Consider the following 16854-nt stretch of genomic DNA (forward strand, 5'->3'; position numbering starts at 1 on the left):
ATACTTTGGTAAAAAATATAAACCACGGGCCTAAACCAGCGTTTTTCCTCAATGGAAACAAGATGCATACCCCATCCCCCAGCAGCAGCTCTTTCCGCCTTGGCGTGGTTTTAGACGTTTTTGCCGCAGTGTTTTACCGATCTACGCCACCGCAGCCGCGATGAGCCGGATTGGTGCCAGTCGTACTGCCATCATCGGCAGTCTTGGGCCCATGTTGTCTATTTTATTAAGCATCATTATTTTGGACGAACACCTCAGCCCTATCCAATGACTGGAGGTTTGGATTGTGGGGAAAAAGTCATAAAAGCTGAATCAATCTAAGCAAGCCTAGTCTTAAGCCCTATTGAGCAATTTAATCAACAAAGTAAACAACGGCAGCACGACTATATACGGAAGGTGTATGAAACTCTGGAACTCACTAACAGCACTATTTAAACCTACGGTATTTAGCTGCGATCCAAGCTTACTCAATGCCTTAGCAGATATTGCAAATCCACGAATTAAGCTTGCTAGCCGCTATCAAGCAAGGCTACAAAATGCCTGTGCCATTGCGGTTTCTTGGAGTGGCCGCAGCGTGGCGCTGCTGCCTGCGCCCGTTGAATTATCCAGCAGTAGCTGGAACACCGAGCCCCACACCCATGCCGCATTTGGCACCAGCGAAAGTGTGCAAGAAACCATTAGCCATTCGGAAGAAGCCCAAACTTGGTTTGCCCAAAACCCACTGGCCGATCATGCCTACGCCGTACTGGTGATGCAAAGCCAGCTGCAACAACGCTATGGTATGGAAGTATTTGGCGATAGCGTGCGCCAAGATGTAGCGCAACAGGTTTTTGTGTGCCGAGCCCAACAGTTGAGCCAAGTAGCAGGCAGCATCGATGAATTACACAGTAAACTAGGCCAACGTCTACTCAAACTGGTAGCCAGCCATGCTGCTTGGCATATTGAAGCGAGAGAACAATTTAAGCGCCAATTAGAAGCCGAGCTTGAGCAAGTAAGGATCAGCTGGCGCTATTGCAAACCGACCGAAGCACGCTATGCCGCACTTACCCAACAAGTTAATCAGCTCTCTACAGAATTCAACGCCTGCCGCAGTGCCTTAGAGCCAGAGGCGATGTTGGCGCTGCTAGAAACCTCGCTTACCGATGCCAATAGCCATATCAAGCTAGAAACTCAGCGCTTAAATCTCAATAAAATGGGCGTAGTAGTCAGTAACGATGCCGATGCCGATGCAGCCGAAATCACCCTCAGCCACGTATTAGCTGAACGCGGGCAGTGGCTGGATAGAACCATCGTACCGGTTAAAATCCTCCGCACAGATATCATCCCACCAAAAGACTTCAGCCAGCGGCTGGATGAGGTGTTGTTTTAATTTTTCCACCCCAAGCCAAGCTATTGTAGGGGGCCTCCCGCCAAATAAAGCCTTTGACCACGACTACAAGAGCTTAAGTTCGCCCCCACCCAACAACGCCCCGCGCTCTGGCTGAGCAAACCAAGCGCAAAAAAAATCGATTAAGGCCCGCTGCTTAGCAGGCTGAGGCAAGCGCTGCGGGTAGACCAAATATAGCGATTGCGCAGGCAGGCTAAAATCAGGCAAAAGCAGTTGCAATTGTCTGCTGGCCAAATCAGCAGCAATTAAGTAATGCGGCAAGCAGGCCGCACCCGCACCAGCCAGCGCTAAATTGCGCAGCAAACCATAATCGCAAACTCTTAAATCGGCCTTGATATCCACCGCATGCAGCTCTTTGCCACGGCTAAACGCCCAATGACAAGGGTCTTTAAAATGATAATTAGCCAAGCATGCCCAGCCTTGCAAATCAGCAGGGCTGCTCAACGGTGACGATGCAGCAATCCGCTCTGCCGATGCCACTAGGCATAGCTCAGCCACCGCTAGCGGCTTAGACACCAATCGTTCATGCCCCAAATAGCCCGATCGCACGGCTAAATCATAGCCATCGTGCTCTAAATCTCTAGGCTCACGACTTACATCCAGCTCCACCTCTAATCGTGGATAACGCTGCTGTAAATCCAATAAAAATTGCGCCATAAACACTCCGCCAAAGCTGGTTGGCACGGTGATACGCAATAAGCCTGCCACTTCGGTACGCAAATCCACCACCGCCTGCTGAGCGGCAAAAACCTGCTGCTGCCACGATTGGCAATGCGCCAAATACACCCGCCCTGCCTCAGTGAGATTGAGTTTGCGCGTAGTGCGATAAAAAAGATCAACCTCTAGCAGATTCTCTAGTTGCGATACTTGGCGGCTGGCATAGGATTTAGAACAGCCTAAAATTTCTGCCGCCCGCGTAAAGCTCCCCTCCTTCGCCACACAGGCAAAGGTATTGGCCCAAATGACTTGCTGATTGATTGTTTCCATATAGGCAACACACGGTTGATATTTAAGCTAATTATCACTGATTAAAGATCGTTTATCCTCGATTTTATAAACAATCTTAATCACACGGGGCTATAAGCCTCACACTTAAAGAGAACAATATGAAAATTCTAGTTATCGGAGCCAATGGCACAGTGGGCAAAGCCGTAGTTGCAGAGCTTGCATCCCGCCACCAGATCATTACTGCAGGGCGCAATAGTGGCGATTATCGAGTCGATCTAAAAGACTCAGCCAGCATCACTGCGCTATTTAAAGAGATAGGTAAGGTAGACGCAGTAGTTTCTGCAGCGGGAAATGTACACTTTGCGCCACTGGCCGAATTTAGCGCCGATAACTACGCCATTGGCATAAATGACAAACTGATGGGTCAGGTAAATCTGGCATTAGCAGCGCAGGAAGCACTAAATGATGGTGGCTCCATTACCCTAACCAGCGGCATTTTAAGCAGCGACCCAATCCGCTTTGGCAGTAGTGCCAGCATGGTCAATGCCGCCATCGACGGTTTTGTTCGCTCAGCAGCCATTGAGCTGCCACGCGGCATTCGCATCAATAGTATTAGCCCCACTTTGCTAGAAGAATCGCTAGAAAACTACGGCCCGTATTTTCAAGGCTTTAACACTGTCCCCGCAGCAAAAGTGGCACGAGCTTATAGCAAAAGCGTGGAAGGCGCCCAGACTGGGCAGGTTTATGCAGTGAATTGATTTTAGTAGTGATGGGCTACGGGCTTGCCGCCAAAGCTATCTTCTTTGGGATAAGGGTAGCCCACCCTAGCTCTCTACAGCACATCCTCAACGCTATAACGCTCACCACCCTGAGGCGATGCAGCCAAACGTTTGACTAGCGCTGCCGCCACATCCTGTGGCTGGCGCAAGAGGCCCTGTTGTTTGCGGGCGATATACCGCCCAACATCAGGGAACTCGGCGGTGCTGCGTGAGCGAATTTCGGCCTGCATTTCGGTATCCATCACGCCTGGATCAAAATTAACACACGTGACCGGATAGCGAGCAAGACTTTGCTCTGCTGCCAGCGCCCGAATAAAATGCTCTAAACCTGCCTTGCTAGCACAATATAAAGACCAACTACCATAGCCACGCAGTGCTGCGCCGGATGAAATTTGCACTAGCGTTTTTGGCACAGCCGTATCGCCAAAATGGCGAATAAACGCTGCAATAATACGAATTGCCGAGTTGAAATTAACATTCAAATTAAAGGTAATGGCCTCATCACTAATGGCAGAAACGGGTGCGAGCGGGCTAAGCATGCCAGCGTTATTAATCAGTAGCACTTCTTCCCAAGGCTGGCTAGCGAGCTGGCTAAATGCTTGATCAGCTACGCTAGCCGCATCGCCAGCGGCTAAATCCACGCCAATATGCCCGCTACTGCTACCACTGCGCGAAAACTCACAAACATGCCAGCCCAAGCCTTGATACACATCCACCAAAGCCGCGCCTAAGCCCTGCGATCCACCGGTAATGCAAAGAAGTTTCATCTATTGGCCGCCTATTGATTAGCTAAGAAAAAGTAATCATCGTATTTCTTAGCCCTTAACTCACCAGCTCATGCGGGTAAATCCGCAGCAGCACAATTCTAGGGCCATTCATTTTTTTAACCACGGCATCAAAATGCTCAAAACGAATACGCTGGCCTTCCGTGGGCAAATCACCCAGCTGCTGCATAATCAAGCCCCCCACTGAATCGGCCTCGGTTTCCTCAATATCAATCCCCAAAGCACGCTCTAGGGTAAAAATATTCAAGCTGCCCTTACCAATTAAAGAGCCATCGTCGAGCTTAGACCATTCATTTTGTGGCTGACGGAATTCATCGCCAATTTCACCCACCAAGGCACCCAGCAAATTATCGAGCGTAATAAAGCCCAGCGGCTGGCCGTCTTTATAAGCCACCACAGCAAAATGCGGCGTGCCATGTTGAAAGCGTTTAAACAGCTCAGATACCGACATACGTGGAGATACGGTAAGCACAGGGCGAGCTAATTTATCTAAATGAGTAGGCAATTCGCCTTTGCGCATCGCAAAAAACACGTCTTTTAAGTGCAATACCGATTGCACTTTCCCCTCTTCATTAAGCAAGGGATAGCGGCTGTAACGATGCTTTACCAATAAATCTAAATTGGTTTCAATATCGGCACTCGCCTGTAAAGCTACTGCCTCATTGAAAGGATGCATTAAATCTGCCACTTCCAAATCACGGAAATCCAGCGCCTGCGCTAAAACGCGCCAATCATCTTCGCTATACTGCTCATCAGATTGCGAGGTACGTAAAATGAGCTTCAGCTCTTCAGCAGAATAGTGGCTTTCATGCCCATCCGCGATATCCAAGCCAATCTTATGCAGCACCCAATTAGCGCTGTGATTAAGCATCCAAATTGCCGGATACATTAACCAATAAAAACAATACAGAGGAGTCGCAGTCCAAATACTAACCTTATCTGGCATACGAATCGCCATGGATTTAGGAGCAAGCTCACCCACCACGATATGCAAATAAGAAATAATAAAGAATGCGAAGGCAAACGAAATGGAATGAATCAAGGCTTCATTCACAATCCCCACCATAGCCAACATAGGCTGCAGTAGGCTCACAAATGCAGGCTCGCCAATCCAACCAAGGCCAAGGGATGCGAGAGTAATACCAAGCTGACAAGCAGAAAGATAAGCATCAAGATTACTATGCACCTTGACTAAAACCCGCCCGCGCCAGCCCATTGTTTTGGCTATGGCATCCACCCGAGTTGAGCGTAATTTAACTAAGCCAAACTCTGCTGCCACAAAGAAACCATTGAGAAGCACCAACAGCAACGCAACTACAATCAATAAAATACTACTGCCCATATCAGGAGCTTCAAGAAGCTCCTATCCTTTTGTTTGTTTAAGTAGCCTTCATTATGCAGGATCAAAGCGTTTTTTAACGATATCGCTTTAAAAAATAAACACATAAACGGCAAAAGGCGGCAGATGGTCGTTAAAAAACCCAAAAAACTTACAAAAATCAGTTTAAACCTCAATCAATTACGCTTTATTCACGGCAAGCCGCGCTAAGCAAGCCATCACAACTCAAGCAAATACCGCCGATAAATCCACGCTGGACGAGCGCCCTAACTCGACATAATGGTCGGCCAGCCATTTTTTCCCTGCCTTGCGCCCCATTTCTTTTAAAGTGGTAAAAAATTTTAGATTAACGGCTAATTTTGACTCTGCATTAAATTGCCCCATTTCTGCCTCAATCAAATGAAAATGAGTACGTGCAATATGCCGATCTAGTTTTGACCAAACAAACAAAGGGCGGTGCGCTTTAAGCCGTGTAAACATCTGCATTTCTCGCAAAAACCCAGATTGAAACGTAATATCTAGAATTCTGTTTTGAATCTCTCTGGCCGAATCTGGCGTAGGCGTTAAATTAAGTGGCTGTAATAGCACCAGTAAAATATCGCAGGCATCACAGTAATCAAATAAAGGAAATATCGCTGGATTAGCAGAATAAGCGCCATCCCAATAAGGCTCGCCATCAATCGTTACACTGCGATATAAAGTAGGCAAACATGCCGAGGCTAAAACCACCTCCGCCGTCATTTCTGAATGAGTAAAAATCCTTAGCTTTCCTGAATTAGCATGGGTCGTGGCAATAAATAATTTAACGGGGCTATGCTTTTGTAAAGCCTCAAAATCTATTTGCTGACCGATCAAATCACGTAGCGGGTTTAAATCAAAAGGATTCATTTGGCTGGGTGATAAATAACGCGTCCAATGCTGCATGATTTTGCCAACCGAAGCGCTAGCAGAATCCGCCGCACTAATATCCACCGGCATGCTCTTGGCCAATGCCAGCCAGAAATTCTCTAGCGCCAGCCTAGCTCCCTCTTTGCCGCCATCCATTAAGCCCTGTGCCAGCACAATCGCGTTCATTGCCCCTGCACTCGTGCCGCTAACGCCTTCAAACTGCAGACGGCCATCTTCTAGCAAGGCATCCAACACACCCCAAGTAAATGCGCCATGCGCACCACCACCTTGCAAGGCTAGATTAATCGTCCGCAGATTCTTAGTCATGGTCAGCCCTCATAAGAATGCACAAGAATAAACAAGCAGCCTAACGAAACTGTGTAAAAACCTAATACTGCAATGCAGCATAGCAGCTATTGGCAAAGCACAAAGGGTAGAAAGTCGCTTACAATCAAGGGCATTACTTCTGATAAGGCCAGCAATGAGCGCCGCCATCGTATTAATAGAAGACGAACCCGCCATCGCCGATACGCTACGCTTTGCGCTAGAGCGCGAGGGTTTTGCTGTCAGCAGCTATTTGCTGGCAAGGGATGGCGAAGCGGCAATCAAGGCGCAGCGGCCCGATCTGCTAATTCTGGATATCGGCCTGCCCGACGATAGCGGGCTAGAAGTGCTCAAACGCCTGCGCCGCCACAGCGATCTACCGGTGCTACTGCTTACCGCCAGAAGCGAGGAATTCGACCGAATTTTAGGGCTGGAACTCGGCGCGGATGATTATGTGCTCAAGCCCTTTAGCCCACGTGAAGTGGCGGCTAGAGTAAAAGCCATCTTAAAACGCAGCAGCCCCAAAACTGATGCCAGCTATAGCCACCCCGCCATCAGCAGCAGCCTATTTCAGCACGAAGCGCAGGCTCGCCGTATGCAATACGCTGGCCATTATTTAACGCTCACCCCCTCGGAATATCGCCTACTAATCACTTTACTCGCCCATCCAGGCCAAGTATTTAGCCGCGCTCAACTCTTAGATGCACTGGGCGAGGCCGCCGAAGATAGCTTCGAGCGCACCATAGATAGCCATATCAAAAGCCTGCGCGCCAAATTACGCCTAGTACGGCCAGACCTAGACCCGATCGCCACCCACCGTGGCTTTGGCTATGCGCTGGAGCAGATTTAATGCGTTTTTCGCTGCGGATATTTTTAGGCTATTTTTTACTGGTTAGCCTGCTGGCGGCTTTTTTACTCAAGCTGGTTGGCGATGAGATCAAACCCGCAGTGCGCCAATCCAGCGAAGAAGTGCTAGTAGACACGGCTAATTTATTAGCTGAACTGGTGCAGCCCGATTTTGTGGCAGGGCGGCTAGACGATGGCCGTTTTGCCAGAGCCATCAAGCTATTTGCCGAAAGAAACCCGCAAGCCAAAGTATGGGGCGTAGCTAGGGATAAAACCTTTTTGCGCGTATACATCACCGATGCCAAGGGCAAGGTGATACTCGATTCAACTGGCCAAGCGGTGGGCCAAGATTACAGCCAATGGCGCGATGTTTATCTTACCCTGCGCGGCCAGTATGGCGCGCGCAGCTCGCCGATGGATCGCTACGATGAATCTACCACCGTGATGCACGTTGCCGCCCCTATTACCAAGGGCAAAGAAATTATTGGCGTGCTCACCGTGGCCCGCCCCAACTGGGCCATGCAGCCGTTTATTGAACGCAGCGAAAATAAACTCTGGCGGGCCGGCCTGATTCTGCTGGCCATTGGGCTAATTATTGGCGGCTTATTTTCATGGTGGCTCAGCCACGGCATCAGTAAACTCACCACCTTTGCCCGAGCAGTGAGCGTGGGGCAGGCCGTGGCCGTGCCGCACTTTACCGCCAATCGTGAGCTCACCACCCTTGCCGCAGCCCTAGGCAATATGCGCGAGCGGCTGGAGGGCAAAGCCTATGTAGAAAACTATGTACACGGGCTAACCCACGAGCTGAAATCACCGCTGGCGGGCATACGCGGCGCAGCTGAAATCCTATTTGAAGAAGGCTTAACGCTCAAAGCAAGTGATCACAGCCGTTTTACCGGCCATATCCGCCAAGAAACCGCCCGCATGCAGCAAATTGTTGACCGCCTGCTGCAACTCGCCACGCTGGAAGCAAGGCACAGCCTGAAAGATACCGAGCCAGTAGACATCGCCAAACTACTCGATGACGTCATCAACGCGCTCAGCCCACAAGCCGGTACACGGCAAATGCTGCACGCGCCGTGGCCCAGCGCCATCATCCACGGCGAGGCCTTTTTACTCACCCAAGCCATCAGAAACCTGCTGCAAAACGCACTGGACTTCACCCCTGAGCACGGGCAGATCTATATCGAGCTGACAATTGATGCGCAAAGCTTGCAAATTGCCATCCACAACCAAGGCGAGCCCATCCCCGATTACGCCCTCACCCGCCTATTCGAGCGCTTCTACTCCCTACCCCGCCCCGCCACCGGCCAAAAAAGCACCGGCCTAGGGCTAGCACTGACCCGCACCATGCTGGAATTGCATGGCGGAAGTGTGAGCTTGGCGAATCATGCGGAGGGAGGCGTGGAGGCGAAGGTTTGCTTGCCCTTGGATTGAACAACTAAATGAAGATAACAACACCGCAATCGAACAGTTTTATTTATCAATTAGGTCTACGCTAAAAAACATAAAATCCACAGGTCTGAAAAATGCCTGAGCTACCTTGCTATTTATATAAGTACAGACCTTTATCTGGCGAAAATGTCAAGCGTGTTGAAGCTATCATTTGCGATAATGAGCTCTACTTCGCCCCTCCCCTATCATTTAACGATCCATTTGATTGCAAACCTTACTTTGCCGAAACTGCATCAATTGCTGAAAAAGAAAAATACACCTATAAGTTATTATTAATAAAACATCCTAGCCTTCAACGCTCCACACGCACAGCAAAAGCAAAACGCATTGCAAGAGACCCTATAAACTTTCAGCGCTACTTAGAAACTGCCAACTCACGCTTTGCAACCTTTGCACAAAAAATGGGGGTGCTATCCCTATCTGCAATCAATAACGACCTGCTGATGTGGGCTCACTATGCAGATTCACATCAAGGGATTTGCCTCGAATTTAAAAGCCAGTTCCCATTTTTTAACCAAGCAGAAGCCGTTATTTATGAAAAAAATCGCCCTCAAATTAGTTTAATAAAAGAATTGCACATAGAAATAGCCAAACATGCCTTTATGACGAAATCAGACCATTGGGAATACGAAAAAGAATGGCGTATTCTAAGTATTAAAAAAGGCCATGGAGCATGTGAGTATCCCAAAGAAGCATTGTGTGGGCTCATTTTTGGAGCACAAATTTCTACCCAAAACAAAGAAATGGTGATGGAATGGATATCTCAGAGAAACTCGCCTATTCAGGTATACCAAGCACACCTTTCAGATAAACATTTCGCACTTGAAGTTTTAAAAGTCCAAAGATAGCTAATCTGTACTGCATCACTAATGCTATTAAAAGCGCAGATGGCTAATTTTTAAATATTTAGCACTTAAAACACGCAACATAACTTAAACATTGTTGTTCTCCATGAAACTCCGTGTTCTCTGTGCCCTCTGTGGTTCAAGATTTAGGTTTTGCTGCCTCCCATCTCCACACAATCTCCACATTCCACTCATTCTCCCTCCACATCCGCCTTGCACAATGCACCCATCGCATACACAAGGGGAAGGTTATGAAACTTAAGTGGAAGTTTTTCACCAGCGTGCTGCTGCTGATAGGCATGTTATTTATTTTAAACTTGGTCAGGCATATGGTGTTTGAACGGCAGCAGCGCGCCCAGGAAGTGCGCCAAGAGATCGCCCAATTCAGTGCTGGGGAACAAACCGTGAAAGGGCCTTTTCTGGTGCTGCCTTTAACTGAAACCATCAGCAAACTAACCGAGCAACAAACCCCACAGGGTAAAGTCAGCGCTTGGGAAGAAAGCAGCAGTCGCCGCAATATCATCCTGCGCCCCGAGCAATTTTCAGCCAACGGGCAATTAGCGGTAGAGAAACTTAAACGGGGAATTTTTGAAGCGCCGATTTACCGCAGTGATCTCATCTTATCAGGGCGCTTTGCTCTGCCTGTGCTTAGCCATTATGAACAACAGCCCAGCTCCGCGCGCGAGAAAATCAGCAGCCGCTGGGGCAAGCCTTATATCGTACTGAGCCTTTCTGATGTGCGCGGCATACAGAATATGGGCGGCACGCTGGCGGCTGATTCATTAAATTTTGAACCTGGCACCTTGCAAGAAGTCAGCACGCCAAGCGTGGTCGCCGAAGCCACTTCTGGGGAAGAGCGCACGGTAGCCGCCACTCCTGCAGCAAGCAATAGCTTAGGCGGCGGAGTGCATGCCATGGTCAGCTTGCCTGCCGGTGCGCAATCGCTGGATTTTAAACTGAATCTAAAACTCAGCGGCACAACGCAGTTACTGATCGAGCCAATCGGCAAAGAAAGCCACGTTGCGCTGGCAGGCAACTGGCCTCACCCCAGCTTTAGCGGCAACTTTGCCCCAGTCGAGCGCAGCGTTACCGCTCAGGGCTTTAGCGCACGCTGGCAAACCAGCCAGTTAGCTACCGGTGGCAACTGCGTTAAATCCAATTGCCCAAGCGCATCTCTGGGCTTACGTCTGGTTGACCCCGTTGATAGATACACCCTTAACGAGCGCACCATCAAATATGCTGAGTTATTTGTACTGGTGATTTTTGGCGCGGTGTTTTTGATGTCGGTACTAAAACGAATCGAAATTCACCCTGTGCAATACGCCCTAGTTGGCGCGGCATTAGCACTGTTTTTTCTACTGACTTTATCGCTATCCGAGCATTTAGGCTTTGCCAAAGCCTACGGAGCTGCCGCTGCCGCATCCATCGCACTGCTCGGCTATTACGTAAGCTTTGTACTGGCCACATGGCAGCGCGGCACAGGCTTTGCCATTATCCTCACCGCCCTCTATGGCCTCTTGTACGGCATCTTGCAATCAGAAGATATGGCGCTATTAATGGGCAGCCTAACCCTATTCGGCCTGCTGAGCTGCGTAATGGTGCTCACCCGTAAAACAGATTGGCAAGCACTTAATTTACGGACGGCAAGCGAGTAAACATGGGGAAAAGCAGCGTAGGCACGAGTGCCCTCCCTAAGATCCACACATCGTAATTTCATAAAAATGGCCCATTGCTTTATTAAAAAGCAATGGGCCATTTCAGCGATCTGTAAGGCAGGCAAAATGCTTTATCTTGCCCACGCCGCAAAACTTAGCCCCCCGCTGCCGCAGTGGCCACCATTCCAGTCTTAATCCCATCCATTTTCCTTGCCAGCACTTTAGCGCCAGCGGTGATGCCGGAAGTGATTTCGGTGAGGCCGCTACGCTCATCTGAGCTGCCTAGTTTTACTTTGCTTTGGGCGATTTTACCGTTCTCTAACCAATAGACATATGGATCGGTGCTGCCGCCAAGCACTGCAGCACTAGGGATGGTGAGTTTAGGCTGCGATACGCCAAGGGCCAGTTGGCCTTTGGCAAACATACCGCCACGCAAGGTGCCCGCAGGGTTTTTTACCGCCAGAAACACGGCAATCGCGCGGGAGTTTTTTTCTACTTCGGGGTTGATGCGTTGCACCGTACCGTTAAATACCTTGCTGCCAAAGCCATCCACCTGAAATTCGGCCTGCTGCCCTGCGGCAACATTAGCAATTTGGTTTGCAGGCACGGCCACTTGTAGCTCCATGGCGGATACGTCAACGATATTAAATAGCTCAGAATTTTGATCGACTTTTTCGCCAGGCTGAATAAAACGCTTACTGATTTGCCCACGGATAGGTGCACGCAGCACCATATCGTCCATCGCGTTTTTAGCCACCGCCACCTGTGCCTGAATCGCTTTTAGTTTGGCTTGACTAACGGTTAGGCTGCTAGAGCTGCTATCAAAGGCATTGCCAGAAATAAAGCCCTGCTTTTGTAAGGCTTGGTTTTTACCGTGCGTTTTTTCTGCCAGCGCCAGCTCGGCCTTCGCCATATCCAGATTACTTTGCCGCTCGTTCAACTGAGCAATAATATTACTGGCATCAAAGCGCGCCAGCACTTGGCCCGCTTTTACTTCTTCGCCTTCACGCACCAGTACGCTATCCACCTGAGCAGATACTTTAGAACGCAAGGCCGCATGGTTTACCGCCTGCAAAGCGCCGCTAATAGAAATAGATTGATCCAAGGGGCGCAACGTAGCCACGGCCAAATCGGCGGCGGCAAATTCTAATTTACGCGGCGCTTCTTCTTTTTTTTCAGGCTTACCCTTGCCTTGGGTAAAAGCCACGCCCCCCGCTGCCAATGCAATAAACAGCAGCGCTAGGCCAATCGTTTTTTTCTTAAACATAGTCATCACATTTATTCCTGATTAATTCGTTGCCAGAGCCAATTTCAAAGCCTTGCGCGCCTTGCGCTTTACCGCCCAGCCATCTAAATAAGCGTACAAAATCGGGACTACAATCAGCGTCAACACGGTAGAGGAAATCACCCCGCCGATAATTGAACGGCCCATTGCAGCCTGTGTTTCTCCGCCTTCGCCTAGGCCAATCGCCATCGGCAACATGCCAAAAATCATCGCTGCGGTAGTCATTAAAATAGGGCGTAAACGCACTTGGCCAGCTTCTAGCAGCGCCTCTTTGGCCGACTGCCCCGCCCGCTTGGCGCTATTGGCAAAATCAACCAGTAAAATCGCATTTTTAACCGCAAGCCCCAGCAGCATCATAAAACCGATCATAGAGAATAAATTGATCGTGGTACCGGTTAAAAACAGCGCCAGTAACGCCCCCGTTAGCGAGAACGGCAGTGAGGCCATAATCGCCAAAGGCTGTAAAAAGCTGCCAAATTGTGAGGCCAGCACAAAGTAAATAAAGATCACCGCTAAGCCAATCGCACCAAGGAAAGCCGCAAAGGCTTCCTGCATCTCGGCCTGCTGGCCGCCTGCTCCAAAGTGATAGCCTGGTGGCAGCTCGGTTTTATCCAATAACGCCTGCACTTCATTGCTCACCGTGCCGCTTGGCCGGCCTTGCACATTGGCATATAGCGAAACACGGCGCTGCATATCTAGGCGCTTAAGCTGCTGTGAGCTACTGCTGTTTTCTAGCGTTGCCACCTGGCGCAAAGACACTCTGAGTGGAGAGCCATCGCTATTGGTTTTAGAGCTAGTTAGGTAAAGATCGCCAAGATCACTAGCGGTACGGCGATCGCTTTCTGCCAGCTGCACCACCACATCGTAATTCTGCCCATCGCTAGCTAGCCAGTGGCTAATTGTTTCACCTGAGATGAGTGCGCGTAATGCACTGCCAATTTGCGCGTTATTTAGGCCTAAATCGCTAGCAGCCTCATTATCAATTTTAATCGCCAGCGTTGGAGTAAAGGCTTTTTCACTGCTTTCTAAATCCACCACGCCAGGAATTTTGGCGATTTTTTTCATTAAATCGCTGGTAATTTGCGTCAGCTGGCTAGGGTCTGGGCCAAATACGGTGATAAAAATCGGCTTCCAACCGCCTACCGATAGCTCCACCCCAGCCACACGGCCAACCACCTTGCGGATTTCTTTTTCGATATCGTTCTGCGAGCGGCGTTGTTTGCGATCAACCAGCTTCAGGGTGATTTCTGCCATATTTTTGCTGTTTTGTACGCCAACGGCCGATTGAATGGAGCGCACTTCTTTAAATGACTTTAAAGCCGTTTCAATCTGCTTCGTTTTGGCGTCGGTGTAATTCAGGCTGGAACCAATTGGGGTGTTGAGTTGCAACCTAAGCACGCCATTATCAACTTTAGGCTCAAACTCTGTACCAATAAATGGCAGTAAGAATAGGCTGGCAATAAAGGCCGCCATTGCACCGGCCAGCACAGTTTTTCTTTTAACTAAAGACCACGCTAGAAAGCGGCCATAGATATGGTGCAGCTTTTCAATTTGGCGCTCAAATGCCGCCATAAACCGGCCCATACGCGGCCAATTTTTCAAGCGATCGCCTTCTGGATCGTGCCAAAGCGAAGACAACATCGGGTCTAAGGTAAAGCTAACGAACAAGGAAACCAGCACTGCAACGGTTACGGTAATCCCAAACTGAAAGAAAAACTGCCCGATTATGCCGTGCATAAACGCCACCGGCACAAACACCGCCACAATGGCAAAGGTAGTCGCCATAACCGCTAGGCCAATTTCCTCTGTCCCCTCATGTGCGGCCTGCACATGGTTTTTACCCATGCCCAGATGGCGAACAATGTTTTCCCGCACCACAATCGCGTCATCAATCAACAAGCCAATCGACAGACTCAAGGCCATCAGCGTCAGCATATTCAAAGAAAAACCGCAGGCGTGTACCACAATAAACGTCGCAATCACGGAGATCGGTAGGGTTAAGGCGGTAATCACCGTGCTGCGCCATGAGTGCAAAAACATAAACACAATCAGCGTAGTCAGTATCCCGCCTTCTAAGATGGTGACTTTTGTGTCACTTAAAGCGCGCTTAATATCGTCAGAATTGGCCTGAACCACGGTTAGTTCTGCGCCAGCAGGCAGGCTGGCTTTCATCTTTTCAACCGCAGATTTAACCCCTTCACCCAGCTCTACAATATTCGCCCCTTGAATTGGGAAAACATCCAAGCTGATCACGCTCTGCCCATCAAGGCGAGAAATTGAGGTATTTTCCTGCTCGCCATCGACCACATCAGCGACCTGCTCAAGGTAAATCGGCGTATTGGCTTGACGAGCGATAATGATTTTACCAAATTGCTTAGGGTCTTTAATTTTGCCTTCTAGGCGCACAAGCTGCTCGTTATTGCCATTCACAATACGGCCTGCTGGCACATCCTGATTAGCCTCGCGCACGGCGTTCATCACCTGATCGACACCCAAGCCGTAGCTATTTAGCGCATCGCGGCGCAGCCGCAGCTGAATCTGCCGATTAACCAAACCATTGCTATTAATGCTGCCCACGCCTGGTGCTGTGCGTAAGCGTTTTATCACCATCTGCTCAGACAACATACTTAGCTCGCGCAGGCTAAGCGTGCCTGAGCGTAAGGCAAGCTGCATCACCGGCTCGCTTTCACCGCTAATATCTGCCTTTAAGACCAAAGGATCTTTAGCTTCCTTAGGGAAATTTGGCTTAATCAGCGCCACTTTATCGCGAATTTCTTGCAGACCACCGGCCGAGTTCGCACCCATGCGGAACTCCACACTCATAAAGGCCGAGCCTTCACGCGCCGTGGCCCAGATGTGCTTCACCCCATTCACGGTATTGATTTGCTCTTCTAGCGGTTTAATTAAATCGTTTTCAATCGCCTCTGGGGATGCACCAGGGTAGCTAAGCTGAATAAACACTTGCGGGCTAGCCACGGGGGGCATGCGCTCTACCGGCAGCAAGCCGTAAGAAGCCATGCCTAACACCAGCAGCGCCAATATGACCATCGTCGCAAAAACCGGATGTTTAATACTAACCTTGGTTATCCACATGCAGAGGCTTCTTTCAAAAGAGGTTAAATTAGCACGCCAAGATAATGCCACAGCTTGGCACGCCATCCGCATATTCTTCTTTATTTTGATGTCATGAGACTTATAAAAATTGTATTAATTTTGTACTACATCAAGGTGCCTACTCTAAACACAGTGCATGCTAGGAGCACAGCGTGATGCTTATTGCCCAATAGCGCTGGGCAAAATCCCCAGCCCAGTACTTGAATCCAAACCTGCCTTGCGGTATACCAATCCCTCGAATGCACGAGGTGAATATGCCTAGATTTTTCCTTGATATGCCACTGGCCACTGGCCTTGGCTTCAACTTGCCTGAAAATGTTGCTCGCCATGTACAGGTACTGCGCTTGCAGCCAGATAACGCAATCACCTTGTTTAACAGCCAAGGTGGAGAATACGCGGGCCGCATCACCGAAATGGGCAAACGCCATGTAGCCATAGAAGTGCTGGCATGGGATGAGCAAGACAGAGAATCGCCACTGGATCTCACGCTGATTCAAGCGGTATCAGCTAGCGATCGTATGGATTACACCATCCAAAAAGCCAGCGAGCTGGGGGTTAGCCGTATTCAGCCGGTGATCTCCGAGTATTGCCAGCAGCGCCTTAGTGGTGAGCGCGCCGAAAAACGCCTCGCCCATTGGCAGGCGATTGCCGTATCCGCCGCCGAGCAATGTGGCCGCACCCGTGTCCCTACAATCTTGCCAATCATTAAGTTTGAGCAAGCCTTAGCGCAAGATGCAGCACTAAAATTGTTGCTCTCCCCCATTGGTGCCATCAGACAAAATGAATTACCTTTGACCGCCAGCAGTGCCGCCGTACTCATTGGCCCCGAGGGTGGATTTTCTGCAGCGGAGGAAACACTGGCCGTTGCCGCTGGCTACACCCCGCTAATCCTTGGCCCTAGAATTTTTCGCACCGAAACGGTAGCGCCGGTGATTGCTGCGCTGCTGCAGAGCAAATACGGAGACTTGTAAGCCTTCATCCTAAGGGCGCTTGCAGTTAACTAAGATCACTGTAACCAAATCCAGCACTCACTGACACAGCGCTGCGATAAGGTGACAAACAAAGTAGCTGAAATGCAAAAAAATGCTGCTGAAATGCAAGCACCGCTTTGAGGAGCCGAGCGTAAACAAGCGGTGCTTAAACTTGCTTTATCTTCATCTATACGCGGCAATTTTAAACAACGGCAGGTAGCAACTTATGCCCC

At 49.6% G+C, this 16854-nt stretch carries 14 protein-coding genes; 8 read left to right on the forward strand and 6 right to left on the reverse strand.

The features are described from left to right. Positions 1–73: 73 nt before the first annotated feature. Together C1H71_RS07590 and C1H71_RS07595 are read left to right on the forward strand one after the other, a co-directional pair. A complete protein-coding gene (locus tag C1H71_RS07590) occupies positions 74–271 on the forward strand; it encodes an EamA family transporter (protein ID WP_445351655.1) in 198 nt (65 codons plus the stop codon). A gap of 129 nt (positions 272–400) precedes the next feature. After that, positions 401–1369: a hypothetical protein gene (locus tag C1H71_RS07595; protein ID WP_130106005.1), complete on the forward strand. Its 969-nt coding sequence runs from the start codon at positions 401–403 to the stop codon at positions 1367–1369. Positions 1370–1432: 63 nt separating this feature from the next. On the opposite strand, the gene C1H71_RS07600 is transcribed toward C1H71_RS07595, so the two are convergent. Beyond that, positions 1433–2374 (reverse strand): LysR family transcriptional regulator, encoded by a 942-nt coding sequence (locus C1H71_RS07600; RefSeq protein ID WP_130106006.1) that lies wholly within the window; start codon positions 2372–2374, stop codon positions 1433–1435. 92 nt (positions 2375–2466) lie between these two features. On the opposite strand from C1H71_RS07600, the gene C1H71_RS07605 reads away from it, so the two are divergent. Further along, positions 2467–3093: a short chain dehydrogenase gene (locus tag C1H71_RS07605; protein ID WP_262488447.1), complete on the forward strand. Its 627-nt coding sequence runs from the start codon at positions 2467–2469 to the stop codon at positions 3091–3093. A gap of 74 nt (positions 3094–3167) precedes the next feature. Here C1H71_RS07605 and C1H71_RS07610 read toward each other — a convergent pair whose 3' ends face one another. From C1H71_RS07610 to C1H71_RS07620, 3 genes are all read right to left on the reverse strand, one after another. After that, a complete protein-coding gene (locus C1H71_RS07610) occupies positions 3168–3881 on the reverse strand; it encodes an SDR family NAD(P)-dependent oxidoreductase (RefSeq protein ID WP_130106008.1) in 714 nt (237 codons plus the stop codon). A gap of 55 nt (positions 3882–3936) precedes the next feature. Continuing rightward, positions 3937–5241, reverse strand: a complete 1305-nt coding sequence (locus C1H71_RS07615; protein WP_130106009.1) for a hemolysin family protein — start codon at positions 5239–5241, stop codon at positions 3937–3939. A 222-nt stretch (positions 5242–5463) separates the two neighbouring features. Then, positions 5464–6453 carry a patatin-like phospholipase family protein gene (locus C1H71_RS07620; protein ID WP_130106010.1) on the reverse strand — a complete coding sequence of 330 codons (990 nt, stop codon included), beginning with the start codon at positions 6451–6453 and terminating at the stop codon, positions 5464–5466. A gap of 154 nt (positions 6454–6607) precedes the next feature. Here C1H71_RS07620 and creB point away from each other — a divergent pair, with 154 nt between their 5' ends. The 4 genes from creB to creD all read left to right on the forward strand — a co-directional run bounded on the left by creB (position 6608) and on the right by creD (position 11251). Continuing rightward, a complete protein-coding gene (creB, locus tag C1H71_RS07625; RefSeq protein WP_130106011.1) occupies positions 6608–7300 on the forward strand; it encodes a two-component system response regulator CreB in 693 nt (230 codons plus the stop codon). Then, a complete protein-coding gene (gene creC, locus C1H71_RS07630) occupies positions 7300–8733 on the forward strand; it encodes a two-component system sensor histidine kinase CreC (protein WP_130106012.1) in 1434 nt (477 codons plus the stop codon). The genes creB and creC overlap by 1 nt, the downstream gene beginning before the upstream one ends. Before the next feature lie 92 nt (positions 8734–8825). Continuing rightward, positions 8826–9599: a DUF2971 domain-containing protein gene (locus C1H71_RS07635; protein WP_130106013.1), complete on the forward strand. Its 774-nt coding sequence runs from the start codon at positions 8826–8828 to the stop codon at positions 9597–9599. A gap of 248 nt (positions 9600–9847) precedes the next feature. Beyond that, positions 9848–11251 carry a cell envelope integrity protein CreD gene (gene creD, locus C1H71_RS07640; protein WP_130106014.1) on the forward strand — a complete coding sequence of 468 codons (1404 nt, stop codon included), beginning with the start codon at positions 9848–9850 and terminating at the stop codon, positions 11249–11251. Positions 11252–11405: 154 nt separating this feature from the next. Here creD and C1H71_RS07645 read toward each other — a convergent pair whose 3' ends face one another. Together C1H71_RS07645 and C1H71_RS07650 are read right to left on the reverse strand one after the other, a co-directional pair. Further along, complete coding sequence (locus tag C1H71_RS07645) at positions 11406–12524, reverse strand: efflux RND transporter periplasmic adaptor subunit (protein WP_130106015.1); 1119 nt, start codon at positions 12522–12524, stop codon at positions 11406–11408. Positions 12525–12539: 15 nt separating this feature from the next. Then, positions 12540–15629, reverse strand: a complete 3090-nt coding sequence (locus C1H71_RS07650; RefSeq protein WP_188053659.1) for an efflux RND transporter permease subunit — start codon at positions 15627–15629, stop codon at positions 12540–12542. 275 nt (positions 15630–15904) lie between these two features. Here C1H71_RS07650 and C1H71_RS07655 point away from each other — a divergent pair, with 275 nt between their 5' ends. Next, positions 15905–16621 (forward strand): 16S rRNA (uracil(1498)-N(3))-methyltransferase, encoded by a 717-nt coding sequence (locus tag C1H71_RS07655; RefSeq protein WP_130106017.1) that lies wholly within the window; start codon positions 15905–15907, stop codon positions 16619–16621. Positions 16622–16854: the final 233 nt, after the last annotated feature.

Source organism: Iodobacter fluviatilis (assembly GCF_004194535.1).
GTDB classification, from domain to species: Bacteria; Pseudomonadota; Gammaproteobacteria; order Burkholderiales; family Chitinibacteraceae; genus Iodobacter; species Iodobacter fluviatilis_A.

Excerpts from the sequence above, each read along its gene's own strand:
- C1H71_RS07595 (WP_130106005.1), top strand. The coding sequence starts at position 401 with ATGAAACTCTGGAACTCACTAACAGCACTATTTAAACCTACGGTATTT.
- C1H71_RS07600 (WP_130106006.1), bottom strand. The coding sequence starts at position 2,374 with ATGGAAACAATCAATCAGCAAGTCATTTGGGCCAATACCTTTGCCTGT.
- C1H71_RS07610 (WP_130106008.1), bottom strand. The coding sequence starts at position 3,881 with ATGAAACTTCTTTGCATTACCGGTGGATCGCAGGGCTTAGGCGCGGCT.
- C1H71_RS07615 (WP_130106009.1), bottom strand. The coding sequence starts at position 5,241 with ATGGGCAGTAGTATTTTATTGATTGTAGTTGCGTTGCTGTTGGTGCTT.
- C1H71_RS07620 (WP_130106010.1), bottom strand. The coding sequence starts at position 6,453 with ATGACTAAGAATCTGCGGACGATTAATCTAGCCTTGCAAGGTGGTGGT.
- creB (WP_130106011.1), top strand. The coding sequence starts at position 6,608 with ATGAGCGCCGCCATCGTATTAATAGAAGACGAACCCGCCATCGCCGAT.
- creC (WP_130106012.1), top strand. The coding sequence starts at position 7,300 with ATGCGTTTTTCGCTGCGGATATTTTTAGGCTATTTTTTACTGGTTAGC.
- C1H71_RS07635 (WP_130106013.1), top strand. The coding sequence starts at position 8,826 with ATGCCTGAGCTACCTTGCTATTTATATAAGTACAGACCTTTATCTGGC.
- creD (WP_130106014.1), top strand. The coding sequence starts at position 9,848 with ATGAAACTTAAGTGGAAGTTTTTCACCAGCGTGCTGCTGCTGATAGGC.
- C1H71_RS07645 (WP_130106015.1), bottom strand. The coding sequence starts at position 12,524 with ATGACTATGTTTAAGAAAAAAACGATTGGCCTAGCGCTGCTGTTTATT.
- C1H71_RS07650 (WP_188053659.1), bottom strand. The coding sequence starts at position 15,629 with ATGTGGATAACCAAGGTTAGTATTAAACATCCGGTTTTTGCGACGATG.
- C1H71_RS07655 (WP_130106017.1), top strand. The coding sequence starts at position 15,905 with ATGCCTAGATTTTTCCTTGATATGCCACTGGCCACTGGCCTTGGCTTC.